At 56.9% G+C, this 25963-nt stretch carries 27 protein-coding genes, 1 tRNA gene and 1 pseudogene; 15 read left to right on the top strand and 14 right to left on the bottom strand.

Going from position 1 to position 25963, the window contains the following annotated elements; all coding sequences use genetic code 11:
- The first annotated feature begins 12 nt into the window (after positions 1-12).
- On the top strand, positions 13-360 hold the full coding sequence (locus CLU80_RS15150) for a hypothetical protein (protein ID WP_099757741.1): 348 nt from the start codon (positions 13-15) through the stop codon (positions 358-360).
- Between the two features lie 14 nt (positions 361-374).
- On the opposite strand, the gene CLU80_RS15145 is transcribed toward CLU80_RS15150, so the two are convergent.
- On the bottom strand, positions 375-665 hold the full coding sequence (locus CLU80_RS15145) for a YceK/YidQ family lipoprotein (protein WP_176471275.1): 291 nt from the start codon (positions 663-665) through the stop codon (positions 375-377).
- A gap of 255 nt (positions 666-920) precedes the next feature.
- On the opposite strand from CLU80_RS15145, the gene CLU80_RS15140 reads away from it, so the two are divergent.
- The 4 genes from CLU80_RS15140 to CLU80_RS15125 all read left to right on the top strand — a co-directional run bounded on the left by CLU80_RS15140 (position 921) and on the right by CLU80_RS15125 (position 3923).
- Positions 921-1979 carry a PDDEXK nuclease domain-containing protein gene (locus CLU80_RS15140; RefSeq protein WP_099757740.1) on the top strand — a complete coding sequence of 353 codons (1059 nt, stop codon included), beginning with the start codon at positions 921-923 and terminating at the stop codon, positions 1977-1979.
- Between the two features lie 67 nt (positions 1980-2046).
- Positions 2047-3021 (top strand): alpha/beta hydrolase family protein, encoded by a 975-nt coding sequence (locus tag CLU80_RS15135; RefSeq protein WP_099757739.1) that lies wholly within the window; start codon positions 2047-2049, stop codon positions 3019-3021.
- 29 nt (positions 3022-3050) lie between these two features.
- The gene (locus tag CLU80_RS15130) at positions 3051-3464 is read left to right on the top strand and encodes a hypothetical protein (RefSeq protein WP_008080543.1); all 414 of its coding nucleotides are present in this window, start codon (positions 3051-3053) and stop codon (positions 3462-3464) included.
- Between the two features lie 6 nt (positions 3465-3470).
- Positions 3471-3923: a hypothetical protein gene (locus tag CLU80_RS15125; protein ID WP_099757738.1), complete on the top strand. Its 453-nt coding sequence runs from the start codon at positions 3471-3473 to the stop codon at positions 3921-3923.
- 312 nt (positions 3924-4235) lie between these two features.
- Here the strand turns inward: CLU80_RS15125 and gabP are convergent, their stop codons facing one another.
- Positions 4236-5627 (bottom strand): GABA permease, encoded by a 1392-nt coding sequence (gene gabP, locus CLU80_RS15120; RefSeq protein WP_007909168.1) that lies wholly within the window; start codon positions 5625-5627, stop codon positions 4236-4238.
- A gap of 554 nt (positions 5628-6181) precedes the next feature.
- Here gabP and CLU80_RS15115 point away from each other — a divergent pair.
- The 7 genes from CLU80_RS15115 (at position 6182) to CLU80_RS15085 (ending at position 12171) form a co-directional block, all read left to right on the top strand.
- The gene (locus tag CLU80_RS15115) at positions 6182-6955 is read left to right on the top strand and encodes an ABC transporter ATP-binding protein (RefSeq protein ID WP_093430016.1); all 774 of its coding nucleotides are present in this window, start codon (positions 6182-6184) and stop codon (positions 6953-6955) included.
- A gap of 13 nt (positions 6956-6968) precedes the next feature.
- Positions 6969-7721, top strand: a complete 753-nt coding sequence (locus CLU80_RS15110; RefSeq protein ID WP_099757737.1) for an ABC transporter substrate-binding protein — start codon at positions 6969-6971, stop codon at positions 7719-7721.
- A 78-nt stretch (positions 7722-7799) separates the two neighbouring features.
- Entirely contained in the window at positions 7800-8492 is a 693-nt protein-coding gene (locus tag CLU80_RS15105) for an ABC transporter permease (RefSeq protein ID WP_099757736.1), read from the top strand.
- Positions 8492-9181 carry an ABC transporter permease gene (locus CLU80_RS15100; protein ID WP_099757735.1) on the top strand — a complete coding sequence of 230 codons (690 nt, stop codon included), beginning with the start codon at positions 8492-8494 and terminating at the stop codon, positions 9179-9181. Before CLU80_RS15105 ends, CLU80_RS15100 begins: the two co-directional genes overlap by 1 nt.
- The gene (locus CLU80_RS15095) at positions 9162-10397 is read left to right on the top strand and encodes a methyltransferase (RefSeq protein WP_099757734.1); all 1236 of its coding nucleotides are present in this window, start codon (positions 9162-9164) and stop codon (positions 10395-10397) included. The genes CLU80_RS15100 and CLU80_RS15095 overlap by 20 nt, the downstream gene beginning before the upstream one ends.
- 429 nt (positions 10398-10826) lie before the next feature.
- Positions 10827-10902, top strand: a tRNA-Thr gene (locus tag CLU80_RS15090).
- 276 nt (positions 10903-11178) lie between these two features.
- Complete coding sequence (locus CLU80_RS15085) at positions 11179-12171, top strand: Abi family protein (protein WP_099757733.1); 993 nt, start codon at positions 11179-11181, stop codon at positions 12169-12171.
- Between the two features lie 455 nt (positions 12172-12626).
- Here the strand turns inward: CLU80_RS15085 and CLU80_RS15080 are convergent.
- Positions 12627-12736 (bottom strand): annotated as a pseudogene (locus CLU80_RS15080) (helix-turn-helix domain-containing protein); the annotation flags it as partial.
- A 474-nt stretch (positions 12737-13210) separates the two neighbouring features.
- Here CLU80_RS15080 and CLU80_RS15075 point away from each other — a divergent pair.
- Positions 13211-13492 carry a DUF3077 domain-containing protein gene (locus CLU80_RS15075; RefSeq protein ID WP_064388945.1) on the top strand — a complete coding sequence of 94 codons (282 nt, stop codon included), beginning with the start codon at positions 13211-13213 and terminating at the stop codon, positions 13490-13492.
- A 41-nt stretch (positions 13493-13533) separates the two neighbouring features.
- Here the strand turns inward: CLU80_RS15075 and CLU80_RS15070 are convergent, their stop codons facing one another.
- Both CLU80_RS15070 and CLU80_RS15065 read right to left on the bottom strand, forming a co-directional pair.
- Positions 13534-14199 (bottom strand): RES family NAD+ phosphorylase, encoded by a 666-nt coding sequence (locus CLU80_RS15070; RefSeq protein WP_099759380.1) that lies wholly within the window; start codon positions 14197-14199, stop codon positions 13534-13536.
- An 11-nt stretch (positions 14200-14210) separates the two neighbouring features.
- On the bottom strand, positions 14211-14618 hold the full coding sequence (locus CLU80_RS15065) for an MbcA/ParS/Xre antitoxin family protein (protein ID WP_016986313.1): 408 nt from the start codon (positions 14616-14618) through the stop codon (positions 14211-14213).
- 697 nt (positions 14619-15315) lie between these two features.
- Between CLU80_RS15065 and CLU80_RS15050 the strand changes: the two genes are divergently transcribed.
- Positions 15316-16242, top strand: coding sequence for a LysR family transcriptional regulator (locus CLU80_RS15050; protein WP_093430009.1), 927 nt, complete (start codon positions 15316-15318; stop codon positions 16240-16242).
- Here the strand turns inward: CLU80_RS15050 and CLU80_RS15045 are convergent.
- The 6 genes from CLU80_RS15045 to CLU80_RS15020 form a co-directional block, all read right to left on the bottom strand.
- Positions 16159-16476: an AzlD domain-containing protein gene (locus CLU80_RS15045; RefSeq protein ID WP_007909127.1), complete on the bottom strand. Its 318-nt coding sequence runs from the start codon at positions 16474-16476 to the stop codon at positions 16159-16161. The genes CLU80_RS15050 and CLU80_RS15045 overlap by 84 nt on opposite strands.
- On the bottom strand, positions 16455-17171 hold the full coding sequence (locus tag CLU80_RS15040) for an AzlC family ABC transporter permease (protein WP_099757732.1): 717 nt from the start codon (positions 17169-17171) through the stop codon (positions 16455-16457). Before CLU80_RS15040 ends, CLU80_RS15045 begins: the two co-directional genes overlap by 22 nt.
- On the bottom strand, positions 17168-17545 hold the full coding sequence (locus CLU80_RS15035; protein WP_008080517.1) for a GNAT family N-acetyltransferase: 378 nt from the start codon (positions 17543-17545) through the stop codon (positions 17168-17170). The genes CLU80_RS15040 and CLU80_RS15035 overlap by 4 nt, the downstream gene beginning before the upstream one ends.
- Positions 17546-17624: 79 nt before the next feature.
- Positions 17625-18371, bottom strand: coding sequence for a 2OG-Fe dioxygenase family protein (locus CLU80_RS15030; protein WP_034151909.1), 747 nt, complete (start codon positions 18369-18371; stop codon positions 17625-17627).
- A gap of 232 nt (positions 18372-18603) precedes the next feature.
- A complete protein-coding gene (locus CLU80_RS15025; protein WP_093430007.1) occupies positions 18604-19908 on the bottom strand; it encodes an OprD family porin in 1305 nt (434 codons plus the stop codon).
- A gap of 297 nt (positions 19909-20205) precedes the next feature.
- Positions 20206-20874 carry a DsbA family protein gene (locus CLU80_RS15020; RefSeq protein ID WP_099757731.1) on the bottom strand — a complete coding sequence of 223 codons (669 nt, stop codon included), beginning with the start codon at positions 20872-20874 and terminating at the stop codon, positions 20206-20208.
- 256 nt (positions 20875-21130) lie between these two features.
- On the opposite strand from CLU80_RS15020, the gene CLU80_RS15015 reads away from it, so the two are divergent.
- Complete coding sequence (locus tag CLU80_RS15015; protein ID WP_099757730.1) at positions 21131-23224, top strand: TonB-dependent receptor; 2094 nt, start codon at positions 21131-21133, stop codon at positions 23222-23224.
- A 175-nt stretch (positions 23225-23399) separates the two neighbouring features.
- Here CLU80_RS15015 and CLU80_RS15010 read toward each other — a convergent pair whose 3' ends face one another.
- The 3 genes from CLU80_RS15010 to aguB all read right to left on the bottom strand — a co-directional run bounded on the left by CLU80_RS15010 (position 23400) and on the right by aguB (position 25848).
- A complete protein-coding gene (locus CLU80_RS15010; protein ID WP_008080512.1) occupies positions 23400-23612 on the bottom strand; it encodes a hypothetical protein in 213 nt (70 codons plus the stop codon).
- Between the two features lie 245 nt (positions 23613-23857).
- Positions 23858-24964 (bottom strand): agmatine deiminase, encoded by a 1107-nt coding sequence (gene aguA, locus CLU80_RS15005; protein WP_034151906.1) that lies wholly within the window; start codon positions 24962-24964, stop codon positions 23858-23860.
- A gap of 5 nt (positions 24965-24969) precedes the next feature.
- A complete protein-coding gene (aguB, locus tag CLU80_RS15000; protein ID WP_034151905.1) occupies positions 24970-25848 on the bottom strand; it encodes an N-carbamoylputrescine amidase in 879 nt (292 codons plus the stop codon).
- Positions 25849-25963 lie beyond the last annotated feature (115 nt).

The raw sequence follows: 25963 nt of genomic DNA, 5'->3' as shown, positions 1-25963 counted from the left end.
CAGTAACACTTCATGAATCAGAAAAGAACCCGCACTCCCCTGCCCCATCCGCCGCCGTATCGCCAGAGCCGGACAACCTTCTGGCTGACCGTGCTCGTCGGCGTACTGATTGCCTTCGCCCTCTGTGCATCGATCTACATATTGATCGACAGCTGGATCAGCGGCGCCATCACCACCACCAACCGCGGCCCCAAGCACACTTATCACCTGGCTGTGCAACCACGACGGTTCTGGATCGAGTTTGTCTCGCAAAGCCTAGGAACCGTGTTTCTGCTGGCTGCCGGGGTGTTCGGCCTATGGATTTATCGCAAAGTGCAGGAGCCGGCGGAGAAGCCCAAAGGCAAGCGCATACGACGATAATCAGGTGAGCGGTTTCAGAGCGTATTGACGTAGTCGATGGGCAACAGAACGGTATCCACGGCGGCATCTACCGGTAGCGATACGACAGTTATCAAAGGGCAAACGATCGTGACATAACAGATCACCGCTGTTGGCTTGCCGTCGTCATCCCTCACGCCGAGCAGGCGTAAATTACCGTCGACCCCCTTGTAGTAAGGCTCTGGCGAGGCGCCACTCAAGCGCCCCGTCATCGTTCCACAACCGGCCAACAGCGCAACAAGGCTCGCCACGGAGCCAAAACGCAAAATCCCTTTCAATTCCAACATCCTTCTGACCATAAAGCGTGAGGGCCGCGATTGTGCGCACAATCAAACGCGACCTCCGCGCCTGGCACCCGTGATTAATCGCTCGGGGCCCGTGCGAAATGGACTACAGACCGAAACCACCAAAAGCGCTCTTCGCCAGCAACTTCCTGCAACACCCATCCCGTCTTCCTGCTCGCTTCCAAGGCTCGGCCGACATCCTTCGCAAGCGGTTCTCGGCATGCTGACGCTTCTGTTTTCAATGATGCGGAAAATTCGATGAGCCAGCTGAAACCTGCTGACCTGCAAGACCCGAAAATCGATTCATTGCTGGGCGATCTTGGCGAACTGATCCGTCAGGCACGGCAAAAAGTGCTGCGAGTGGTCGATACGATTCAGGTTCAGACCTGCTGGCAGATTGGCCGGCATATTGTTGAGTTTGAACAGGACGGCGCCCGGCGAGCGGGGTATGGCAAGCAGTTGCTGGCCATACTGGCGAAGGATCTGACGGTTCAATTCGGGAAGGGATTTGATGAGACCAACCTGCGCAAGATGCGCCTTTTCTATCAGACCTTCCCAATTCGAGACGCACTGCGTCCCGAATTGAGCTGGACGCACTATCGCAGGCTCCTGCGGGTTGAAAGTGACAAGGCTCGCCAGTGGTACATGGATGAGTGCGCCACCCTCAACTGGTCCAGCCGCGCTCTGGATCGCCAGATCAATACGCTCTACTACGAACGCCTGCTGATGAGCCAGGACAAGGCCGGCGTGATCGAGGAAGCTACCACCAACATCGCAGCGATGAACTGCAATCCCCGAGAGTTCATCCGCGACCCCGTGATTCTCGAGTTTCTAGGCTTGCCGTCTCCGGGCAAGGTCAACGAAACCGGACTTGAACAAGCGCTCATCGATCACCTGCAGAGCTTTCTGCTTGAACTGGGCAAAGGGTTTTCCTTTGTCGCTCGACAACAACGCATCAGCGCCGGTGGCTCGGATCTGTACATCGATCTGGTGTTTTACAACTACTTGCTCAAATGCTTCGTGATCATCGATCTCAAACGCGGCCAGCTCAGTGCACGTGATGTCGGACAGATGGACATGTACGTGCGCATGTACGACGAACTCAAGCGCAGTGAAGGCGACAAACCCACTGTCGGGATCATTCTGTGCTCACAGGACAACGAGGCCGTCGCGCGCTACTCAATACTCAAAGGCAGTGAGCAACTGTTTGCCAGCAGCTATAAAACGGTGCTGCCAAGTGTGGAAGAACTGCGAGCGGAGCTGCAAAGAGAGCAAGCATTGATCGAGGAACGCTTGCTCACCGAGTCCACTGAATAAGCGCTGCGGATTGTCCGCTGGATGCACTGAGACTATTGTTGCCAGCTACCCGCGAAGGTCGAGCGCCATGAGTTTTCAGGACACGCCTCCATTGCCAGCTGTGCAGCGCAAGCCGCTATTGGCCGCCGAGCTGCAAAATGAAGCCTTCAAGGAAACAGCCGCCGACGGTTTTGTCCTTGGCGGTTTCACCTGGCGCCATGCCCTGCCCGACCTTCAGCGCCCGGTGGTGATCATCAACGCCGCCACGTCCGTGCGCTGTCGCCATTACTCGCGTTTCGCGGCCTATCTGTTCGCCAATGGTTTCGACGTGATCATCTTCGACTACCGTGGCATCGGCGAATCTCGACCCGACTCAATGAAAGGCCTTGAGGCCTCGTGGACAGACTGGGGCGCGCTGGATTTCGAGGCGATGCTCAAACGCGCACAACGGCAATTTCCCGGTCAGCCGATCGATGTGGTCGGCCACAGTTTTGGTGGCTGCGCCGCGGGCCTCGGTGAGTCGGGAAAGGTTATCCGACGGCTGGTCACCGTCGGTGCGCAGTTCGCCTACTGGCGCGATTACGCCCCCGAACAGCGCTGGCGCATGTTCGGCAAATGGCATGTGTTGATGCCACTGCTGACGCTGGTCTGCGGTTACTTCCCGGGCAAACGTCTTGGCTGGCTGGAAGATACGCCGGCCGGTGTAGTGCGCGACTGGAGCACGCCTGCAGCGCGTTACGAACAGCGCCCCAGTGGTCGCGCGTTGATGAAAAAGAGCGGCGCCCTGCCCTTCGCCAACGTCCGCGCACAGACACTGGCGATCAGCATCAGCGACGATCCCTACGGCACCCTTCCTGCCATCGAACGCCTGCTCGACTACCTCAGTAACGCTACGAAAACCCACTTGCGCATCGAACCGCAGGACATCAACGAACAACAAGTCGGACATTTCGCCTTTTTTCGCAGCGCATACCAAGCCACACTATGGCCCATCGCTCTGACCTGGCTGCAAACCGGAGAACTGGCCCCCGATACTCCCGGGCGGCAAGTGCCACGCAGCTGAGCCCCTCTCAACGCACGACGGAACACATCATGGCCTCCGCCAACAAGCAGCAAAAACGCGCCACCCGGGCCAAAGCCAAGGCCAAACAGAACCGTACCAAACGCGCCGAAGCGCCGGTCGAGCTGGACCCGAACGATGATCGCATCGACTTCGAATCGGTGGACCTGACCGAGCTGTTCAAGAAAATGATCGACGCCGAGAAGATCAGCCAGCAAGCGCTGTGCACCGCGTTCCTCGAAGACCCGCTGCTGGAATTGGTCTACGAGCAGGAAGGCGAAGAAGGCGCGATGGATTTCATCCTCGCCGCGCTGATCGAGTATCGCCAGTGGTCGCAGGAAACCGACGAGGCCGGCGCGCTGGCGTGGATCGAATCCCCGGCCTTCCAGGCCGACTATGTGGCGGCGTCCGACGCGATCGCCGCGCAAACCCAACAGAAGAACTGAGTTCCCATGGCATCCCTGAACAAGCAACAGAAACGCGCCAAACGCGCCAAGGCCAAAGCCAAGCAAATCCGTATGGTCGGCCGCAAGCCGCTGGAACAGGACGAAGACCTCGACCACCTCGCCGAGCCGATCCCGGAATACACCCTGGCGATGTTCAGCAAAATGCGCGACGCCGAAGCCGTCAGCCGCAATGAGATGCTGCTGACCCTGCTGCGCGAACTGGCGTTCATCATCGTTGACCATCCAGAACTGCTCGACATGGAAAACGCCGACAACGAAGGCATGGCCGCCACCCACCTGGCCGCCGACATGCTGATCGACTACCGCATGTGGGCTGAAGGCGTAACGATCGAAGAGGCCCAGGCCTGGCTGAACGAACCGCAGTTCATCACCGATTTCGGGATTGCGCTGGATGCTTATGGCAAGTCGGTTGAAGACACCGAACCCAAGTCCGAGTAATTTTTTCCGCTTCACGTCCACGCACGATCAGGAAAAGGAAGTCAGATGAAGACAGCAGACTCACGCGAGGACGGGCAAATCCCGAAAGCAGAAGACTCAGCAGCGAACCTCGAGAGCGACCCTGTTAAATCTCTCAAACAACCAACTTGGGATGAATGGTTCGACGGAGAGAAATGCAGCTCAGACTTCATGCTCTCGCGAGAACAAAGCTGATTCGGATCTGAAGCGCAGAATATTTCGAAACCGTTAGCAGAAACAAAAACGGCCGCTAGTCATCACTGACAGCGGCCGTTTTGCGTTACGCGTAACGGATCAGTTCAACACCACCGCGCCACGTTTTTCCAGCTTGCGACGGCGTGCCACCAACAGACCGGCAGCCACCACCATCAGACTCAGCAAGCCAGTCGCGAGGATCTCCACGCGATGCGCTTCCTGGAACAACATGATGGTCAGGGCCGCGACGATGAAGATGATCACCGCGTAGGTCAGGCCCGGGAACAGCCACATGCTGAAGACGATTTTCTCGCCGCGCGCCATACGCTGTTTACGCATACGCAGTTGCGAGAATGCGATCACCAGATACACCAACAGTGCAATCGCGCCAGAGCTGGCCAACAGGAATTCGAACACTGCAGCCGGGGCTACGTAGTTGGCGAAGGTGCAGAGGAATGCCGCGCCGGTGGACAGCATCACCGCCCAGTAAGGCGTGCCGCTTTTGTTCACCCGTGTCGCCATGGCCGGTGCATCGCCACGCTTGCCGAGGGAGAAGAGCATGCGCGACGAGGTGTACAGCGCCGAGTTCAGGCAACTGGTCACGGCGACCAGAACCACGATGTCGACGATCATTTTCGCGTTCGGGATGCCCATGCGCTCAAGCACGGTCTGGTAGGAACCGAGGTTGGCCAGCGTAGGATCGTTCCATGGCACCAGAGCCACAACGATGAAGATCGACACGAGGTAGAACAGGCCGATCCGCCAGATCACCGAGTTGGTGGCCTTGGAGATTTGCTTGCCCGGGTTCTTCGATTCCGCGGCCGCGATGGTCACGATCTCGGTACCCATGAAGGAGAACATGGTGGTCAGGATCGCACCCAGTACCGCGCCCATGCCGTTGGGCAGGAAGCCGCCGCTGTCGAACAGGTGCGAAACGCCGCTGACCTGGCTGTTCGGCAGAAAGCCGAAGATCGCCGCAAGGCCGAGGATGATGAAGCCGATGATTGCCAGCACTTTGATCAGCGCGAACCAGAATTCGAACTCGCCGTAATTCTTTACGCTGAACAGGTTGGTGACGGTCAACAACAGGGTGATGACCAGCGCGAATGCCCAGATGCCGACATCAGGGAACCACGCATGGAGAATGGTTGCGGCGGCGTTGGCTTCCAGTGGAATCACCAAGACCCAGAACCACCAGTACAGCCAGCCGATGGTGAAACCGGCCCAGTGCCCGATGGCACGGTCGGCGTACGTCGAGAAGGAGCCCGTGTCCGGCGAGGCAACGGCCATTTCGCCGAGCATGCGCATCACTAAAACCACCAGGGTACCGGCGGCGGCGTAGGCCAGCAGCACGGCAGGGCCGGCGGCTGCGATGGCGTGGCCGGAGCCAACGAACAGACCGGCGCCGATTACACCGGCGATCGACAACATGGTCACATGACGCGGTTTGAGCCCCTGTTCGAGGCCATTGGAGCTTGGGGTACTGCTCATCGAAACTACCTTTGCGAGGAAAGCGATTGCGTCCGGCCCGTCTGGCATTTTCTTTCTCGTAAAAAGAAACCAACGGGGCGTTCCGTATTCTGCACGCAATAAATGCGCCAAAATGTTTCAAACTCTTCAGGGCTGCGGTTTTGCGCGAGACCGGACAGTAATCGCAAGTCCTTGGATTTAATGGCAATCCGCCAGAGCGTTACCCTGCGACTCACTTTTCAAACGAAACAGCGCACCAGAAACACACCGAAAAAGTGTGGGATGCACAATAAAAGGGCGATTCAGGAACGTTCGGCCGGATAGCGCTTCCAACACCCCGCCAAAGCTGGCAACATCGCGCCTTTTTTTACGCGACACCCACGGGTTTGCACGATCAAACACCCGTTCGGTTGTTGATGGGGCGACAGTCTGCTGTGCCGATGCGACAACCTGCCACATGCCACCCGTTAACCGCTCGTAGCGCTGTTGGCTGCCATTGAAACGCTATGCTAGCTTGGCCGCCTCGCCAGGAAGGCCATCCAACAGCTGGAGCGCAACATATATGAGGAACGCACATGGCTGAGGCCACGCCCGCGCTTGAAATCCGCAACTTGCACAAACGCTACGGACAGCTTGAGGTACTCAAAGGTATCTCGCTGACCGCCCGCGACGGCGATGTGATCTCGATCCTCGGTTCCTCAGGTTCCGGCAAGTCCACGTTCCTCCGTTGCATCAACCTGCTGGAAAATCCACATCAGGGCCAGATTCTGGTGGCCGGCGAAGAACTCAAGCTCAAATCCGCCAAAAATGGCGAACTGATTGCCGCCGACGGCAAACAGATCAACCGCCTGCGTTCCGAGATTGGTTTTGTGTTTCAAAACTTTAATCTGTGGCCGCACATGAGCATCCTCGACAACATCATCGAGGCACCGCGTCGCGTGCTCGGCCAGAGCAAGGCCGAAGCCATCGAAGTCGCCGAAGCGCTGCTGGCCAAGGTCGGCATCGCCGACAAGCGCCATGCCTACCCGGCGCAACTGTCCGGTGGCCAGCAACAACGCGCGGCGATTGCCCGCACGCTGGCGATGCAACCGAAGGTGATCCTGTTCGATGAACCCACCTCGGCGCTTGACCCGGAAATGGTTCAGGAAGTACTTAGTGTCATCCGCGCATTGGCCGAAGAAGGCCGTACCATGCTGCTCGTGACCCACGAAATGGGTTTCGCCCGTCAGGTCTCCAGCGAAGTGGTGTTCCTTCATCAGGGCCTTATAGAAGAGCAAGGATCGCCTCAGCAGGTGTTCGAAAACCCGCTTTCGGCGCGCTGCAAACAATTCATGTCCAGCAACCGCTAACGGAGCAACATGCATGCAGAATTTTAAAAAGGTCTTCCTGGCCGCCGCCGTCACCCTGGCGTTCAGCGCCGGTGCCATGGCCGAAACACTGAAGATGGGCATCGAAGCGGCTTACCCGCCGTTCAACAACAAAGACGCCAGCGGCAACGTGGTCGGCTTCGACAAAGACATCGGCGACGCCCTCTGCGCGAAGATGAAAGTCGAGTGCACCGTGGTCACTTCCGACTGGGACGGCATCATCCCGGCCCTGAACGCGAAGAAGTTCGACTTCCTGATCTCGTCGCTGTCGATCACCGACGAGCGCAAGGGCGCGGTCGACTTCACCGACCCGTACTACTCGAACAAACTGCAGTTCATTGCACCGAAAAACGTCGACTTCAAAACCGACAAGGACTCGCTGAAGGGCAAGTCCATCGGTACCCAGCGTGCCACGCTGGCCGGCACCTGGCTGGAAGACAACTACGGCAGCGATCTCAACGTCAAACTCTATGACACCCAGGAAAACGCCTACCTCGACCTGACGTCCGGTCGTGTCGACGCGATCCTCGCCGACAAGTACGCCAACTACGACTGGCTGAAAAGCGACGCGGGCAAGAACTACGAGTTCAAGGGCGACCCGGTTGTAGAAAGCGACAAGATCGGCATCGCCGTGCGCAAGGGTGACAACGAACTGCGCAACAAGCTGAACGCTGCCCTGAAGGAAATCGTCGCCGACGGTACCTACAAGAAGATCAACGACAAGTACTTCCCGTTCAGCATCTATTGATCCTGACCTGTGGGACTGGCGCCGTGATTGAACGGCGCCGGCTCCCGACTTTGCCTGCCGCAATTTGAACAGAAACCCATGATTATCGACCTCTACGGATTCGGCCCGGCCCTCGCTGCCGGCGCGCTGATGACCGTCCAACTGGCTCTCACCGCCCTGTGCCTGGGGCTGGTGCTCGGTCTGCTCGGCGCCTTGGCCAAGACTTCCCCGTACAAGCCGCTGCAATGGCTTGGCGAAACCTACTCGACCATCGTACGTGGTGTGCCGGAGCTGCTTTGGGTTCTGCTGATCTACCTCGGCACCGTCAAGACGATGAATGCCATTGGCGAATACTTTGGCAATCCAGACCTGGCACTAAGCCCCTTTGTGGCGGGCGTAACCGCACTTGGACTTTGCTTCGGCGCCTATGCCACGGAGGTATTTCGTGGCGCCATCCTGGCCATTCCGAAAGGACACCGTGAGGCCGGTCAGGCCCTGGGCCTGTCGAAATGGCGGATCTTCACCCGGTTGATCATGCCGCAGATGTGGCGCATCGCCCTGCCCGGCCTGGGCAATCTGTTCATGATCCTGATGAAAGATACCGCTCTGGTGTCGGTCATCGGCCTGGAAGAAATCATGCGCAATGCGCAGAACGCCGTGACCTTCGCCAAGCATCCATTCACCTTCTATCTGGTCGCAGCCGTCATGTATCTGGGCCTGACCATATTGGCGATGTCCACCATGCACTTCATGGAAAAACGCGCCGCCCGTGGCTTCGTGAGGACGACGTAATGGAATGGGAAGTCATCTATAAGTGGCTGCCGAAGTTCTTTCAGGGCGCCGTCCTGACACTCGAACTGGTGGGCATCGCCGTTATTCTCGGGTTGTTGCTGGCGATTCCTCTGGGCATCGCGCGCTCCTCCAAGCTCTGGTTTGTTCGCGCATTTCCTTACGCTTACATCTTTTTCTTTCGTGGCACTCCGTTGCTCGTACAACTGTTTCTGGTCTACTACGGCCTGGCTCAGTTCGACGCCGTACGCGACAGTTTCATGTGGCCGTATTTGCGAGAACCCTTCTGGTGCGCTGTCGCCACGATGACCCTGCATACTGCCGCCTATATCGCCGAAATCCTGCGTGGCGCCATTCAAGCGATCCCGCCGGGCGAGATCGAAGCCGCGCGTGCACTGGGCATGTCAAAGGCCAAGGCATTGTTCTATATCGTCCTGCCGCGCGCCGCTCGCATCGGCCTGCCGGCCTACAGCAACGAAGTCATCCTGATGTTGAAGGCCAGTTCTCTGGCGAGCACGGTGACCTTGCTCGAACTCACCGGCATTACCCGCACGATCATTGCCCGCAACTACCTCACCGTGGATATGTTCTTCACCGCAGGCGTCATCTACCTGCTGATGTCGTTTGTTCTCGTTCAGGCATTCAAACAGCTGGAGCGATGGTTGCGCGTCGATGCCTGCCAAGGGCGTTGACTCCTCCTGCGTGCTGACGGGCGAGGAGTTACTCGCCCGCTTCACCGCGCTGGATGCTTTTTTGATTGAGCATCAGGCGCTGTGGAAACCTCGTCCGTTCACTCATCTGCAGCTTCCCTGGGAAGCGTCCTACCCGAAGTTGGCCTTGTGGCTACGAGGACGGTCGCTGGACGATGCAGAAAACGCACACAACCAACCTGCTGATCTTGCCGAAGCGCCGGAGCCATTTGCTTCATTGGCAGCGATATCGGCTGAGCTGAGCGCTGTCGGTCAGTTGCCTGGGCATGCGCTGGAAGCTGCGGCGCATCGCTTGAATGTCGATGTACCGGGGCGCAAGTGGCAGCAGATTGAAGCGTTTGCCAGTCGTTTGTCTTTTTCCTCGCAACCGACGCACTGGCTCGATTGGTGTTCCGGCAAGGGGCATTTGGGCCGGCGGTTGTTGAGTGATGGCCAACAGTTGACCTGCGTTGAATACGATCCAGCATTGGTCGCCAGTGGTCAGGCGTTGAGTCAGCGCCATCATTTACACGCGCTGCATGTCGAGCAGGATGTGTTGGCAGCGAATGCTTCAAGTGTATTGAGCGCAGCCCACACACCCGTCGCCCTCCACGCCTGCGGCGATCTGCATGTGCGTTTGATGCAACTGGCCAGCGCTGCCGACTGCCAGCAAATGGCGATCGCGCCCTGCTGTTACAACCGCATCAGTCGCAACGAGTACCAGGCGTTGTCCTCTGTCGGTTTGCGATCCGTCCTACAGCTCTCGCTCGAAGATCTGGCTCTACCCATGAGCGAAACTGTCACCGCCGGTGCACGGGTCCGACGTCAGCGTGACACCTCCATGGCCCGGCGCTTGGCTTTCGATTTGCTGCAACGGCAAGTACGTGGAATAGACGAATACCTGCCCACCCCGTCCCTGCCCAGCGCCTGGTTGGACAAAACCTTCGCCGATTACTGCCGCGATCTGGCAGCGCTGAAAGAGTTATCCACAATCGGCTCGCCAGATTGGTCGACACTCGAAGCCGCCGGTTGGCAGCGGTTGGCCGAAGTTCGTAACCTCGAATTGCTTCGCGGATTGTTCCGACGACCACTGGAGCTTTGGCTGAATCTGGATCGGGCACTTTTCCTCGTCGAACAGGGATACGTCGTACGCCTCGGCACTTTTTGCGACACCTCGCTCACACCGCGTAATTTACTGCTGCTCGCCGAACGCGCTTAAAACCTTACAGCCTGTGGATAACTCTGTTGATGGATTTGCCGTGGATCCAATATCTGCGCCTGTTTCGTCGTCTTAACAACACTGGTCATTTTTTGTTCACATAAATAAAAAACCTGTAAAACAGGGATTTGCGAACAAAATGAGAATGGGTTCACAAAACCTCGCCTGAGTATGACTTCGTGCCTCTCAGTTGTGCATAAGCTGCCAATCAAAACGACATAACCGCCGAATAATGGGTCCGCCGAGCGAATAATTTCGCCCTCGCGAAAGCCGAAACTCCACTGCCTGTACTGCAAAACAGCCCTATCGTGCGTAAGGCACAAATGCTGCGTTACGCATTGCGCGGTGCTTAATTTGCCGCGATGCAAAAATAGTCTGAATTCAGGGGTTTACAGGATCTTCCCAATCGCTATAATCGTCGCCCACAACGCCGGTATAGCTCAGTTGGTAGAGCAACTGACTTGTAATCAGTAGGTCCCGGGTTCGACTCCTGGTGCCGGCACCATACAAAACGAAGCCCCTGCAGAAATGCAGGGGCTTTGTTGTTTCTGGCGTTTGGAACTCCAAGGAGCTTCAGCATCGCTGAGATGCGATCAGCGACGCCACTCAATCAACAGACCAACTCAGCCCGCGCGCCTCGACCCGTTACAATTTCACATCAGCCCAACATTGACGGGCTCTTACACCTACCTATAATGCACCCCAACACACCCGCCAAGCCTAGGTTGACCCTGTCAGCAAGCTCAAATCGTGCGGGTTTTTTTTGCCTGGAGAAAGCTACATGAGGCCCTTCGACAAGCCGGCCCTCAGCGTAGAACAGCAATTGGAACTGCTAAAGCAACGAGGCCTGCAAGTCGCAAACGACGAGCGCGCCATGCGTTTCCTAGAAGTGGTCACGCTGTTTCGCTTGAGCCCCTATATGCGCCCTTTTCAGGAAACAAACCCTGAACACACCTTCAAACCTGGTAGCAGTCTGAAAGCAGTCGTCGACATCTACCGTTTCGATGGTTCGTTGCGACGCATTACCATGGATGCTATCGAACGTGTCGAAGTCGCCATACGAGCGACTATCAGCAATCACATGTGCCCGAAGTACGGGCCTGACTGGATAGCTGATGCGTCAATCTTCTCCTCGTCATACTCTCATTCGGATTTATTGCGGCCCCTGCGAGATCAACTGAGCAAGGAACGCAACAAACTTGGACGTGAGATTGATCGTATAAAAAAGAGCAGCCGAGCAGATCAGATCCAGCAGCAGCAGCGAATTGAGAATCGCACGCGCGATAACTATTTTCGATTCTACGGATCAACATATTCCAATCCCGAGTTGCCGCCGGCTTGGGCTGTTCTGGAAGAGCTTAGCCTTGGGACGGTATCCACCCTGTTCAATGCCATAGGCAAAAGCGTCGACAAGAAAGCGATCGCGAGCAGATTCAATCTCCCCTTCGAAGTACTGGCCTCCTGGCTCCACACTTTGACCTTCATTCGAAACTGCTGCGCCCACCACTCACGACTATGGAACAGAGAGCTCTCGATTCGACCATCCTTACCTAAAGAATGGGTCATCCAAAATGCACCTGGCGATCGGCCTCAGCCCAAGCAGCGGCTATTCATAGTACTAACGATGCTAGCGTATCTAACCGATTTGATCAGTCCAGACAGCCATTGGAAATTTCACTTGGCCGAAATGATGGACGAAAGAGAGCCGGGTTATTTGAGACTTATGGGATTTCCAGATGACTGGAAACGGCAACCGCAATGGTGTTTGGGGTAGGGAAAACATACGTCTTGTTTTTTTGCCATTGCGTCTGGAGAAATGTCAGGAGCGAACGCAGGCCTAAAGCAAAATGTGGTGCCTAAACCACAGATTGCCAACCGTGGATCCGTTCGTCCGGTACCGCACCATACAAAACAAAGCCCCTGCAGAAATGCAGGGGCTTTGTTGTTTCTGGGCGTCTATATCTTTAACCGCGTTTCACCTTCAGTAGAAATAGAGTCTCTCCTCCGCACACGTCGATCTAATTGCCAGACGCCCTTCTCCCAAAAAGCACAGCTTCTGACCAAAACGCTCAAATTTCCGCTTTTATGCCAAATTATGAACTGGCAATAATTATGGCGTGCCCATAAAAAGTGTAATTGCATGAGCAGCGCTTCTCAGCTCACTGAACCGGCGGGGTGAATGGCAACCCGGTTTCCCAGTCCAAGAGTGCTTGATGCCTCGACGCTTTGTTCCTCCGCCGCAGAGAGCAGCATCTGCGTTACGCGCGCGGCCTCACCGGCCTTCATCTGACGTACAGACTCCAGTAAATCCTGCTGGAATGCTCCAGTTCATCGACCATCGCTGATCTCCTCGTTTTGTTGCTTAGAAAAGGCGAAGGACAAGTCGTGACCGACAAAACGCATTGCGCGACATCCTGCGAAATTTGTTGTAACGAGAAGCCAAGCAAAGCCACTACGGGCCACGATTGTGCATCGGCTCTTCCTCAAGCTAACGTTCAGTTCGTCGCTGCCAATTCAGCGACCGGGCCTGATAACCCGGGTAAGATACAGGCGCACCAGCGCCCCAACTCACGTTTGCCGGCGCATTTTTTGTGTCTGCATTACTGTGCAATGGCGGCTGTGCGTGGGAGACCTTCGGGTCTGCCGGGTTCCTGTATCTCCGGTTTATCAGCCCGCGCATAGCTGCCACCCATTCGTCTGATAACGAATTGGCAGCTCTCATTTGATACAGGGAGTTAACAAATGAAAGGCATTGATCCGTCAGCACACCGGTCACTTCAAGTCCGTCCATCTCGAACGGCAGGTGAACCGAAATGACCCACTCTCAAGATCTGAAAACCCTCGGCCTCACCCACTTTTCCTTCCACTCCAATCAAGCGATGTTCCGCACCAACCGTGGTGTACCGGTAATCGCCGCCCTTTCCCACGCCTCGCACTTGCTTCACATTTCACGACTGCTCACTGCGGACACCTCAGTCTCTCGCGACCCTGACCTTCACGCTTATGCCTCGCAGTATTTGCAGGAATTGAGCAAGGCGCTGATCGATGATGTGGTGAAAGTGATGGATGCGCCGCCGGACAAGCCGTTGATGTAAACGCCGGTGTCAGGCCCTCGCCGATGCGAGGGCTTGGCGTTTCAGACCTGACTGATCTCAAGCACAAACGAAATCTTCTGCTGACTCGCACTCCACACATAGCGCAAATGCTTGCCCTGCTTCGGAATCGATACCGCTGGAGGTCGAAACGCGGCGACGCATTCATGCTCAGGTAAACGAACACTGTTGTAAAGCAGCCCCCACGACTCGGTTTCGCGCAGTTGCCGGGCGAATAGCTGAGACGGCCCGTAAGCCTCCGGATCCGGATTGTGCAGTTCGGGGTGATCGTGGCGGATATCGTGCAGCGGTTTAACCACCCGATTGACGTAAGTCCGCATGGTCAACTCAAGATCCGCTTCCTGAGTCGCCGCAAGAAATCGTTCCTGGTGATAACAGGTTTCGGCGATGGCTGCGGCTTGGCTGCTCGCAGCGTAGTAAACGCCGAAGGTGCCGTCACAGAAACGACTGCGTTTGCCAATATGAGTAAACGCAGCCATCACCGGAGTCGAGCCGGGGCCGGAGAGTCGATCTTCGGGACGCACTCGGGCGAGAACCCCGGCCTGTTCGATCAGGCGATCGTTGGTCAGCGCTTCCAGCGCGTAGGCAACTTCCAGGTCTTCGGGATCGAGCACGTCTTCGAACAGCGCAATCGGCGGAAAGCTGCTGTTGACGATCCGGTAGGCTCGCGGCCATTGCACATCAACCAAATCGGGCACTTTCAACCGCGCACCCCGTCGAGGTAGCGACGCACATCGGCGATATCGACCACTCGACCCGCCAGCATGTAATCCAGCGCCGTTTGGCCATTGAATGGCGCTGCCGTGTTCGGACTACTGACCCACGTGTAGGCACGCTCACGGCTGTTGCTGAAGATGATGCTCAACGCCTTGTGAATGCCCATCAGGTAGGAGATGCGCTCAAGGGTGTCGTTAGGCAGACGTATGTTCGGCAGGTGTTTGTATTTATAGAACGTGGTGTTGCCAACGCCGCCGAGTAGTGTGCGTTGCTGCTCGGCGCTGCAGCCCCAGCGCTCCATGAGGTTGAAGAAGAACTTCAGCGCGACGCGGCCGGCTTCGGGGGCGTCTAGTTGTTCGCGTGGGGTGAGGGCTGGGGATGAGGTAGTCATTGAGCCTCTCCAGATTTGTCTTGCTTTGATACTAGTACATATACGAATAAATCGATAAAAAAACTCCGTAAGCGTATTACTGGTTACCACATTCCCCATTGATTGGGATTCGGATATGACCGGATTTGAGCATTTCGTCGACCGAATCGAACCGCTGCCGAATAGTTCGTGCTTCCAACATGGCTTGGGCAGTCTTGTCCGTAGGAATTCGTGCAATGGACGGCTGCTCTTGGATTTCAATAACGTCGTGAAGCCTGTTGCCAACTTGGCACTCCATATCGGCCGCTTCTTGTGATGCAATCACTTCGCTTACCTCACTCAGAACTGTAGCCACAGAGACTCGATGTCTCGACGCTGCCACTTCATCTGCTTTAACAAGTCGCCGCTATCAGCTCGGTCGCAAGTTCGCCTAGGATGCATCCACGTATTTCGCAGGCCAAAACCACTAACGTTGTCAGCCATTTCCCCGTGAAAAATCACCCCCACGCACCAAAACCACGCACTTTTTTTGACCCCCATCACCCGCACGTCACCAAAAACCCCGATCCTGTGTCAGCCTCCAGCCATCGGCGAGGACATCAATTCGCTACTAAACCCGCGACAACTATGCTCAGGTACAGGAATATAGCCAGCATATGGCGCCTGACCGGCAGTCTCGTAAACAACAATACCCAGCCCACTTTAGAGGGCATTACCCATGGATAGCAGAACCTTACGCAACCTCATGCGCATCGTGCAGACCGGCTCGTTGTCGGCCGCAGCCGAGCATTCGTGCCTGACTGTGCAGGCCTTGGCCGCGCAGTTGAACAAGGTCGAAGAGCAGTTCGGTTTCCGCTTGTTTCGACGTTCCAACAAAGGCCTGACGCTGACGCCGCAAGGCACTGAGCTGACGCCTTATATGGACAAAGTGCTGATTGCCACGCGACAGATGGAAGAGAAGGTCGAGGCGCTGAAGGTGCCCGGCCAGCGCACGTTGAAGGTGGCGTTGAACAACACTTTGGCGGCTGACTTCAACCGCCGAATGATCGGACGCCTGATCGAGGTGTTTCCCGATTATCAGATGGAATTCAGCTACGCCGAGTCGATGGAAAATCTCAGCAAGCTGAAGAACGAAGACTTCGACCTTGCGGTACTGATCGGCCCGCAGCGGCCGGGCTTGCCGAGTATCGTCCTGCCGGATGTACAGGTGCAGGTCGTTGGCGCCCATTGTGGTCAGGAGAATGATCCCCTGACCTTGCTGGGCAACAAGTTTCAGGTACGTCCTGCGGAAGATTGTCCGTATTCCCACAGCTTTTTGCGTTTTCTCGACGCGGGGCTGGGCAATCACGAGAACGGCCAGCGCATGGTCTATTCATGCAGTGAAACGTTAACGCTGTCGTTGATCACGCAGATGGACGCGGTGGGCATGGTCTCGCGTGAAGCTGCGCAGAAGAACGGCCTGACGATTTTCCCCGGGTTCGAGGATTTTCTCGAAGTGCGTCTGGCGGTGAACAATCCGGAGTTGTCGAACCAGGCACTCAACGATGTCGTCGACTTGCCGCTACATGAACGAGCCGAGCGCAATGTACGCAGCCGTCCCAACCGCCACACTGAGAAAGAGGTTTTTGCTGAAATACGCACATAACAACGTCGGAATTGCGGCATAGAATTCCGGGCGATCGAGCTGTATGTGCTGATCCTTGATCAACAAGGGTGTCAGGCTGATCGCAGCGACGATCGCCACCGGCAAGTATTCCAGCGCCCGCGCAATAAACGGCGGCCAGTGCTCGGTGTTGACTTGCAGTGGCAGCGCGCGTGGCAGGAAAGTCACGGCCATCATCAGCGCGACCACCAGAATCAGGAACGTTTGGTCAGGCATACACCCACTCCGCAGCCCACAAACGTGGCGATAAACACATTGAACGGCGAACTGCCGACCAGGCTCAGCGCGCCCATGCAGGCCACGGCAGCCGCAGCAGCGATGAGTTTGTTGCGCGTGTTGCACAGCGACACCAGCACGTAGAGCATCATCGCGGTCAAGGCGTAGTCGAGCTGATATTTGATCAGGTGCGCCGCGTACTGCGCACAAACGGCGCCAAGCAAACCGCCGAGCACCCACGAGGTGTGGCAGAACAGGTTGAAGCCAATCAGATAACGCACATTGACCGGCGCACCGGTGCCGAGTTTAACGCTGTGGAAAGCGAAGGATTCGTCCGTCAGGCCACCGGCATAAGCCCAGCGCTCCATGCGGCTCAAGCCGAGTGCGCGCAGAGCCTTGGCCATGTAAACCGACATCAACATGTGCCGCGCGTTGATCAGGAAAGTGGTCAGTACGATAGTCGTCAGCGAGGCGCCGCTGGAGATCAGCGCCAGTGCGGCGAATTGCGAAGCGCCGGCATATACGAACAAACACATCGCCACTGGCAGCCACATCGGCAACCCGGCGTTGACGGCCATCAACCCGAACACGAATGACACCGTGAAGTAGCCAGCGACTACCGGGCTGGCTTCGGCAAACGTGCGCGACGGCTGATGGGTAGCCATCAGCGGCGCACTGCCGGACGTTTCATTCATAGATCCCTCTCAAATGTCCGCTCGCCGTGGGGTTCGCAAAAACCCTGGGCAGTCCAGAATCGCTTGCCCGCGAGGTTAGCATCGTCGACGAACAGAAACATCCGTAACACGCCGACCCGTTTCATATCGGACGACGCCGCTTCAACCAGTCGTTGACCGACGCCCTGGCTGCGATAGCGCGGGCTGACCGCCAGATGATTAATCGTGCCGCGACTGCCGAGCATGCCACCGAGTACCGCGCCGACGATCTCGCCCGCCACGTCAAAGGCGAGATAGGCCGTGGTGGTTTTCTGGATCAGCACGCCACGCAGGCACTTGGCGTCCTGCCACTCGCAGAAGGACACTTCGTCGAACTGGCGGAAGAAGCGCTCCATGCGCTGCGCATCCTTGGCCGTGGCGCGTCGCAGCACCACCGGCGTCGAGCACTCGACGCCGTCGATTGGGGTGATCTGATTAGCGAACAATGTCGAAAGCGGTCCCGGGCCGCGAGAAGGAGATCGCCAGAATCTGCCGGTACGCCATCGCATGGGTGTGCGTGTTGCGGGCCGGGGTCACGTAGTGGCGCATGTCACGATCGAGGAAGTAGGTGGTATCGAGAATTTCCTGGTAGGTGGTCGACGCCAGTTGATGCTCGTGGATGTCGTACAAACGACTCTCCGCGCCCTCGACATTATTGCGACCCCAGAAGTGCACACCGCTGAACGGATAGCCGTCGCAGTGAATGCCTTCGGGGGTGATTTCCAGTTGCTTGCCGGGTTTGATTTCGATGCGGATCTGATGGATCTGGCACTGCCAGATTTCATCGTGCAGCTCTTCCGGCAGTACGCTTTTGTACACTTCGAAATCGGTGTCGATAAGGCTGCGCATCACCGGTGAAGTAATTACTTCATCGGAGAAGTCCTGAAAGTGTCGTACCAGGCCGCCAACATAGGCGTTGTTCTCTTTCGACTGCACGTAGGCGCGATGCTCGAGTTGCTTGAGCTCGCGGGTTTTCGGGTTGTACTCAAAGTCGCTGTAACGACGGTAACGCATGCCGGCTTCGGCCTGACCGTAGTAGCTGTCAGGCTCCATGTTTTCCCAACTTTTGGTCAGTCTGACGAAGTCGGCAAAATGACCGTAGAGATTGAAGTCACCACCCTGGACGTTGACATATTTGTCGCGCCGTAGCGATTCGCCCACTTCTCTGTTCAAAACGATCATTACCAAATTCTCCGCTGCGTTGAGCGGCCTAATCTATTAGGTGGAGAATTTGCGTCCATGAGAAAGAATTTCAGGCATTTAAAGCACTGTTTGAAACGGCGTTTGCAGGCGCTTAAAAACAACTTTTACATGACAAAAACACGGGTTTTTTCCGGTTTTCATCGAATAACCGTCGAAAAAAAACCCCGAACCAGTCGGGGTTTTTCTCATGTTTCTTACACTGGATCAGGCATCAGAAGATGTTGATCGGGTAATCCACGAAAACGCGCAGTTCGTTACCGCTGACGTTGTACTCGCTGGATTTCTGCGAAACACGCAGGATCGAGCTGCGCAGTTTCACGCTCAGGTCTTTGGCCGGGCCAGACTGCACGACGTATTTGAACTGGTTGAAGATCTCACGCTCGGTACCGCCTTCGCTGGTGGACGTGGTGATGTTGTCGCCACGCACATAAGCGAAGTTGTAGCTCAGGCCCGGTACGCCGAATGCGCCGAAGTCGAGGCCGTAGCCCAACTGCCAGCTGCGCTCGTCTTCAGCGTTGAAGTCGGACCAGTAGGAGTTGGCCAGGTAGATGGAGTTACCACCGTCACCGACGCGGTGTTGATCTTTCTGGTAACCGCCATAGGCGTAGCCCAGGTTGCTGTCGCCGGTGGAGCGCTGGTGCGCCACGGTGAACGAGTGCGGGCCAGTGGCGAATGTCGCGGCCAGGCTCCAGATCTTGTTGTCGCGACCGGTCACGATGCTTTCGCCCGGAACGGTGTTTTCGCGAACGTACGAGCTGTCGAGCTTGGTGCGATAGCCGTTGAAGTCCAGGGTCAGCGACTGATCCTTGTTGAACGGCAACACGTAGTTGGCGTTCACGTATTGTTTCTTCAATACGTCTTCGACGTCGGAAGCGTACAACGCACCTTTGAAGTTCTCAGTGAACTGGTAGCTACCGCCCAATACGTTGATCGACTTCAGTCCACCGCTGTCACGGCCTTCATCGCTCTTGCGCGATTCGGCGGTGAAACGACCGGCGTTCAGTTCCAGGCCTTTGATCTCTTTGGAAGTGATCAGGGTACCGGTGTAGCTTTCCGGCAGCAGACGCACATTGTCGTAGCTCAGCACCGGCAGGGCCGGCATCTGGTCGCCGTAGGTCAACACGGTGTTGGAGAAGCGGAACTTCACCGCTGCACCGCCCTTCGCTATGTCATGGTTCGCGCGACCGTCATTTTCCTGCTTGAAGAAATCGATACCACCGGCGCCGCTACGGCCCTTGCCGCCGTCCAGACGCAGTGCGTACAGACCGAAAGCGTCGACGCCGACACCCACGGTGCCTTGGGTGAAACCGGACGAGAACGTACCGATGGCCGCTTGGCCCCACTCGGCTTTGTCTTTGTTGCCGTCTTTGTAATCACGATTGATGTAGGCATTGCGCAGCAGCACTTTGAGGCTACTGTCTTCAACAAAACCCTTGGACTCGGCCTGGTCGTTAGCCATGGCCTGAGTGGCGCTCAACATCCCCAGTGCGATCAGACTGATTCGCTTGTTCAACATTTTGTTTTCCTTATTACGGGTTGAAACGCGCTGTGTCGAACGGCGGAAACGGCGCTTTTGCACTCTTTTATTCACCCCGAAACAAAAAGACCCGCCCACGACGATGTCATGGCGGGCCTGCTCCTTATTTTGAGTCATGGCGGTTGGCCACAGGCGTTGGGCCGAATCGTAGCCGCGCCCTCAACAATGTGTCAATTTCAAGAATCGTCTTTAAATAGGTAAAAATCGTCTAAGAAACGTAAATTTTGCGCTGACTCCTTGCTGGGAAATGCAAACAGCCAGTGAATCCAGCGCGTATCAGGCGCAACCATCGATAGAACAAAATGCAGAAGTTTTACCGGTTTCATCGACGACGATTGCCTGTTGCAACCAATCGGCAAATGCCTGCGGCTTGCCCAGCCAGGGGCTGATGTCGATCAACTGGAACGTGCCGTTCTGCTCCAGAGCAATCGTTGGAAAACCCTGACCCCCCAATTGAGCCAAAAACTGGCGACTGGCTTTTATATGCCCCTCGCTATCAACGGACTCAAACGCAAGGTGGAAATCTTCCTGCGCATAGCCCATCTGCATCGCCAATTCCAACAGCACGGCTGAATCGGCAATGCGTCGCCCTTCCACATAGTGCGCCGTCTGCAACCGCCCCAGCAGGCGCAAACCGCCGCCGTCGATGGCTTCAGCCGCCATGACCGCAGCAATCGCTGGCGTCGAATCGAACACCGCTGAGTGATCACGCAGCAAACCTTCGAAATAGGCCTCGCCAAACGGCTGGCCGGTGTACTCGGCAATGCGTCGGTCGTGGGGTATGACGTAATTGCGCAGTTGCGGGGAAACACGCTGGCGATTGGCGCCACTCATCATTCCGCCGGCATGGGCATTCACCGGCAACACTGACTGTGCCGCTTCCACCAGCGGCTTGGCGCCGTAACACCAGCCACACAGCGGATCGTAGATGTAGTGAAGAATCATGGGAAAAACTCCGGCAGAAAGTCAGGAAAATCGATGGCGGCAGATTAGTCCTCGCACTCTTGCGGAAAAACGCCGGAATGGCTTTCAGTCTGTTTCATGAATCGGTCGAATGATTCGTCCAGTCAGATTGTGTCGGTTAGGACACAAATTGAAACAATCAGCCAAGGGAACTTATAAGGAATAATTAACGGAAGTAAATGCAAAGCATTACCATTCGCGCAATCGAATTCTTCCACCCTTTCGGATGCGCTGTTCAATGCCTGCCCCGTTCCGTCTTACGCCCGTCACCCTTGGGCTTTCTGCTTTTCTGTCCAGCGGTTTTGCCTGTTCCGCGACCGAGTTACCCGCCACCGCAATCAGCGCCGAAGCGCAAGCCGATGACCCACGCGTGAAGCTCAGCAGCACCGCGACTCGGACCTCGACGCCCGTACGTTATGTGCCGCAGGCGATCGATTCGATCAAGACCTCGAACGTCGCCAGCTACGGCACCAATGACATCGGCGACGCGTTGAGCGGTATGCCTAACGTCAGCAGCAGCGCCGACACCCGTTTCGACAGCCTGCGCATCCGCGGCTTCGACGCGAGCAACGATTTCTATCTGGATGGCATCCGCGACGACAGCCAATACAAACGCGACTTGCACAATATTGAACGCGTCGAAGTGCTCAAAGGCCCGGCCGCCGTACTGTATGGCCGTGGCAGTCAGGGCGGGATCGTCAACCGCGTGAGCAAAATACCCGAGTTCGGCCGGCGCTCGACTATCGAAGCCCAGGCTGGCAGCGAAGATTTGCGCAGTCTTTACGCCGACCTCAGCAGCGACCCGAGCGAAAACATCAGCCTGCGCCTGAACATGGGCAACATGGATGAAAACAGCTTCCGCGACGGTGTCAGTGGCAATCGCCAATTGTTCGCGCCGTCGATGAGCTGGCAACTGACGCCGGACCTGAACTGGCTGGTGCAGTACGAATACAGCCGCTACAACCGCACCCCGGATCGCGGCATCCCCGGCATCAACGGGCGCCCGGCCGATGTCGGGCGCGATACGACCTACGGCAACGATCACGATTTCATCGACGACAAGTCGCAATCGCTGCGCTCGAAACTCACTTATGAAATCAATGACAACTGGCAACTGCGCCAGACCCTCGGCGTGTTCAAGCTCGACAGTGATTTCGACAACACCTACCTCACCGGTTACACGCCGGCGACCAACAAGGTCACGCGCCAGCATTGGCAGCAGGATCTGACCACTCGCAACGTCTATAACAACGTTGAACTTGAGGGCGGATTCGATACCTTGGGCCTTGAGCATCGCCTGCTCACTGGCATCGAGATCGGCAGCCAGCGCCGCGACCCGACGCTGTACAACGCGGCCACTGGTAGAACCCCGGGCGCGCGCCCCGTACCGTCGCTCGACCTGTACAACCCGAACCGTGATCTGCGCCACACCGGCAGCATGCAGGTCTCCAGCAGCAGCCACACCGAAGTCAAAAGCCGTGCGGTATATGTGCAAGATCAACTGCGCCTGAACGACCAATGGCAAGTGCTCGCCGGTCTGCGTTACGACACTTTCGATATCGAGTCGACCAACAAGCTGCGCAACATCTCCGAAGATCGCGACAGCCATAGCACCAGCCCGCGCGTCGGCCTGGTCTGGACGCCGCTACAAAATCATTCGTTCTACGCCTCGTGGTCGAAGACGTTTTCGCCGGTGGGCGGTGGCTTGATCGGCATCACTCCGGGTGCGGCCGGCAACACCAACGACCTCAGTCCCGAGCTGACCAAGCAGAAAGAAATCGGCGTGAAAAGCGACTGGCTCGATGACCGCTTGAGCACCACGCTGGCGATCTACGATCTGGAACTCTACAACCGCCGCACCACTGATCCAAACGATCCGACCCTGACGGTGATGTCAGGTTTGCAACGCTCGCGCGGGATCGAATTGACGGCCACCGGCAATCTCGTCGGCAACTGGTACATGCGCGGTGGCGTCGGTATGCAAGACGCGAAGATCGAGAAGGACAACAACGGCCTGGAAGGCAAACGCATCAACAACGTTGCCAAGCATAACGGCAGCCTGTTCCTGACCTGGAAACCGGAGATGGGCTGGTACGGCGAAACCGGCCTGACCCTGGTTGGCCAACGCTATGCCGATAACGCCAACACCACCGTGTTGCCGGGTTACGGCCGCTGGGATGCCCTGGTCGGTTACCGCTTCAAGGATTGGGATTTACGCGCGGCGCTGAACAACATCACCGATCGTGAGTACTACGCGTCCGCGACCAGCCAGTATCAAATCCAACCGGGTGCACCACGTAGCGTTGTGATGACCGGCACTTATTCCTTCTGATTCAACGCAAAACCTGTAGGAGTGAGCCTGCTCGCGATAGCGGTGTGTCAGTCAACATCGATATCAACTGACACACCGCTATCGCGAGCAGGCTCACTCCTACAATGATTTTGTGTCGTGCATAAAAAAAGCGCCGCCATCCCGGCAGCGCTTTCACCAATCCCTGTTGTGCTTCTTATCCTTCCATCACAGCCCACAATGCTTCCAGTTCGGCCTCGCTGAACAGGCCAGCGGGGTAACGCTCGATCATCATCCGGCGCGGATCAGGTTCCCTGATCTGACGCGTTCCATTGGACTTTAACCAGTGCGCGACAATCTGGAGCGATTCGCCGTTTACGGCCATGGGATGCAACGTCCGCTCGCTGACTACGTTCACTTCGGCGTTCATTTCAGCGCTCTCTCCCCGTTCGTGAGCGGCTACGTTATCCAAGGTTTATGACAGAACTGTTGAAGTTCTCCCCCTCCCTAGTGCACGGGTGATGAATACAAGAGCTATGCCAATGTTTCTTAGTTGTCGACAAGCGGATACAAAGAAGCCCGCGGTCCTGTCGGGCTGCGGGCCTCAGTTGATGCATAGCGAGCTAATCATTACCCGGCTGATTTGTTAATCAACTCAAGGTGTTACGACTCAACTCACTCTTTGTGCGGCGCGGGTTGCTGTTGGGTAAGGCAATGGATATTGCCGCCACCCAGTAACAGTTCGCGACCCGGCACCATCACCACTTCGTGCTGCGGGAACAGCTTCTGCAGGATTTCCTTGGCCGGCGCGTCCATTGGATCGTCGAAGCTCGGCGCGATGATGCCGCCGTTGACGATCAGGAAGTTCACGTAGGAACCCGCCAAGCGCACAGACGGATTGCGTTCCTGCGTGCCGTCCACCGGATCGACACCGGCGCACTCTTCTTCTGTCGCGTAAAGCGGTCCCGGAATCGGCATTTTGTGCACCGTGAACGGGCGACCCTTGGCGTCAGTGCTGCTTTGCAGGACTTTCATCGCAGCCTGGCAGCGCGGGTAGTTCGGATCCTGCGGATCGTCGGTCCACGCCAGCAACACTTCGCCCGGACGCACGTAGCAGCAGAAGTTATCCACATGGCCGTCGGTTTCGTCGTTGAACAGACCGTCCGGCAGCCAGATGATTTTATCCACAGACAGATTGGCGCTGAGTACCGCTTCAATCTCTTCGCGGCTCAGGTGCGGGTTGCGATTGCGGTTGAGCAGGCATTCTTCGGTGGTGATCAGCGTGCCTTCGCCGTCGACATGAATCGAACCGCCTTCAAGCACGAAACCTTCAGTGCGGTAACGCGGGCTGCGCTCGATCTCGAGGATCTTGCCGCCGACCTGCGAATCGCGATTCCACGGCGAATACAAACCGCCGTCGAAACCTCCCCAGGCGTTGAAGTCCCAGTTCACACCGCGCACTTCGCCGCTGTTGTTGATGACGAAAGTCGGGCCGCTGTCGCGTACCCAAGCGTCATCGCTGGACATCTCGACCACGCGGATATTCGGCACGTCGAGGCGCGCGCGGGCGTTTTCATACTGGCCGGCGGACACGGCCACGGTGACCGGTTCAAAACGCGCAATAGCCTTGGCCACCGCAGCATGTGCGGCTTGCGCCGGTTTGCCGCCCAGACGCCAGTTGTCCGGGCGCTCGGGCCAGATCATCCAGGTCTGCGTTTGCGGCGCCCACTCGGCCGGCATGTGAAAGCCGTCGGCGCGCGGGGTACTTTTCAAAGTTGTCATCGGGATCAGGACTCCAGGGAACCGTCGAGGGTTTTCAACGCGCCGTACAGGTTCGGACGGCGGTCACGGAATGAACCCCACGCGCTGCGAATGTGTTCGAGCTCGTCGAGGTTGAAAGTGTGCACAAGAATACCTTCTTCGGTTTTATTCAGCTCCTGCACTTTTTCGCCGAACTGGTTGGCGATGAACGAAGAGCCGTAGAACGTGATGTCGTAGCCGTCCTGTTCTTCGTTGCCGATGCGGTTGCTGGCGATCAGCGGCATCAGGTTGGCGCCGGCATGACCCTGTTGCACGCGCTGCCAGTGATCGCGCGACGAAATGGTCTTGTCGTGCGGCTCACTGCCGATCGCGGTTGGGTAAAACAGAATTTCCGCGCCTTGCAGGGCCATGCTGCGCGCAGCTTCCGGGAACCACTGGTCCCAGCAAATGCCCACGCCGATTTTCGCGTAACGGGTGTTCCACACCTTGAAACCGGTGTCGCCCGGGTTGAAGTAATACTTCTCGTGGTAGCCCGGGCCATCCGGGATGTGGCTTTTACGATAAATCCCGAGGTTGCTGCCGTCGGCATCGATGATCGCGATGCTGTTGAAGCGCGCACGGCCGGCCAGCTCATAGAAGCTGATCGGCAGCACCACTTGCAGCTCTTTGGCGATTTTCTGGAAATGTTTGATCGCGACGTTTTCTTCCACCGTCGTCGCCAGTTGCAGATAGTCCGGGTTCGGCTTCTGGCAGAAGTACGGCGCCTCGAACAGCTCCTGAATCAGGATGATCTGCGCGCCTTTGGCGGCGGCTTCGCGCACCAGCCTTTCAGCGATTTCGAGGTTGGCTTCCAGATCCCAGGAACAGGCCATCTGAGTGGCGGCAACGGTAACGATACGGCTCATGAATCATCTCCGGGCAGTTGCTTTGACGGCCGGAAATTCGGCCGAAAAGAAAACGCGCGCACCGGACATGAGATCGCCATGCCGGAGCAATGGCGACTTTATAGCCGATAAATAT

Origin of the sequence: Pseudomonas sp. 29 (assembly GCF_002754355.1) — a bacterium.
In the GTDB taxonomy this organism is placed as follows: domain Bacteria; phylum Pseudomonadota; class Gammaproteobacteria; order Pseudomonadales; family Pseudomonadaceae; genus Aquipseudomonas; species Aquipseudomonas neuropathica.
This window is presented reverse-complemented; position numbering and strand designations above follow the sequence as displayed.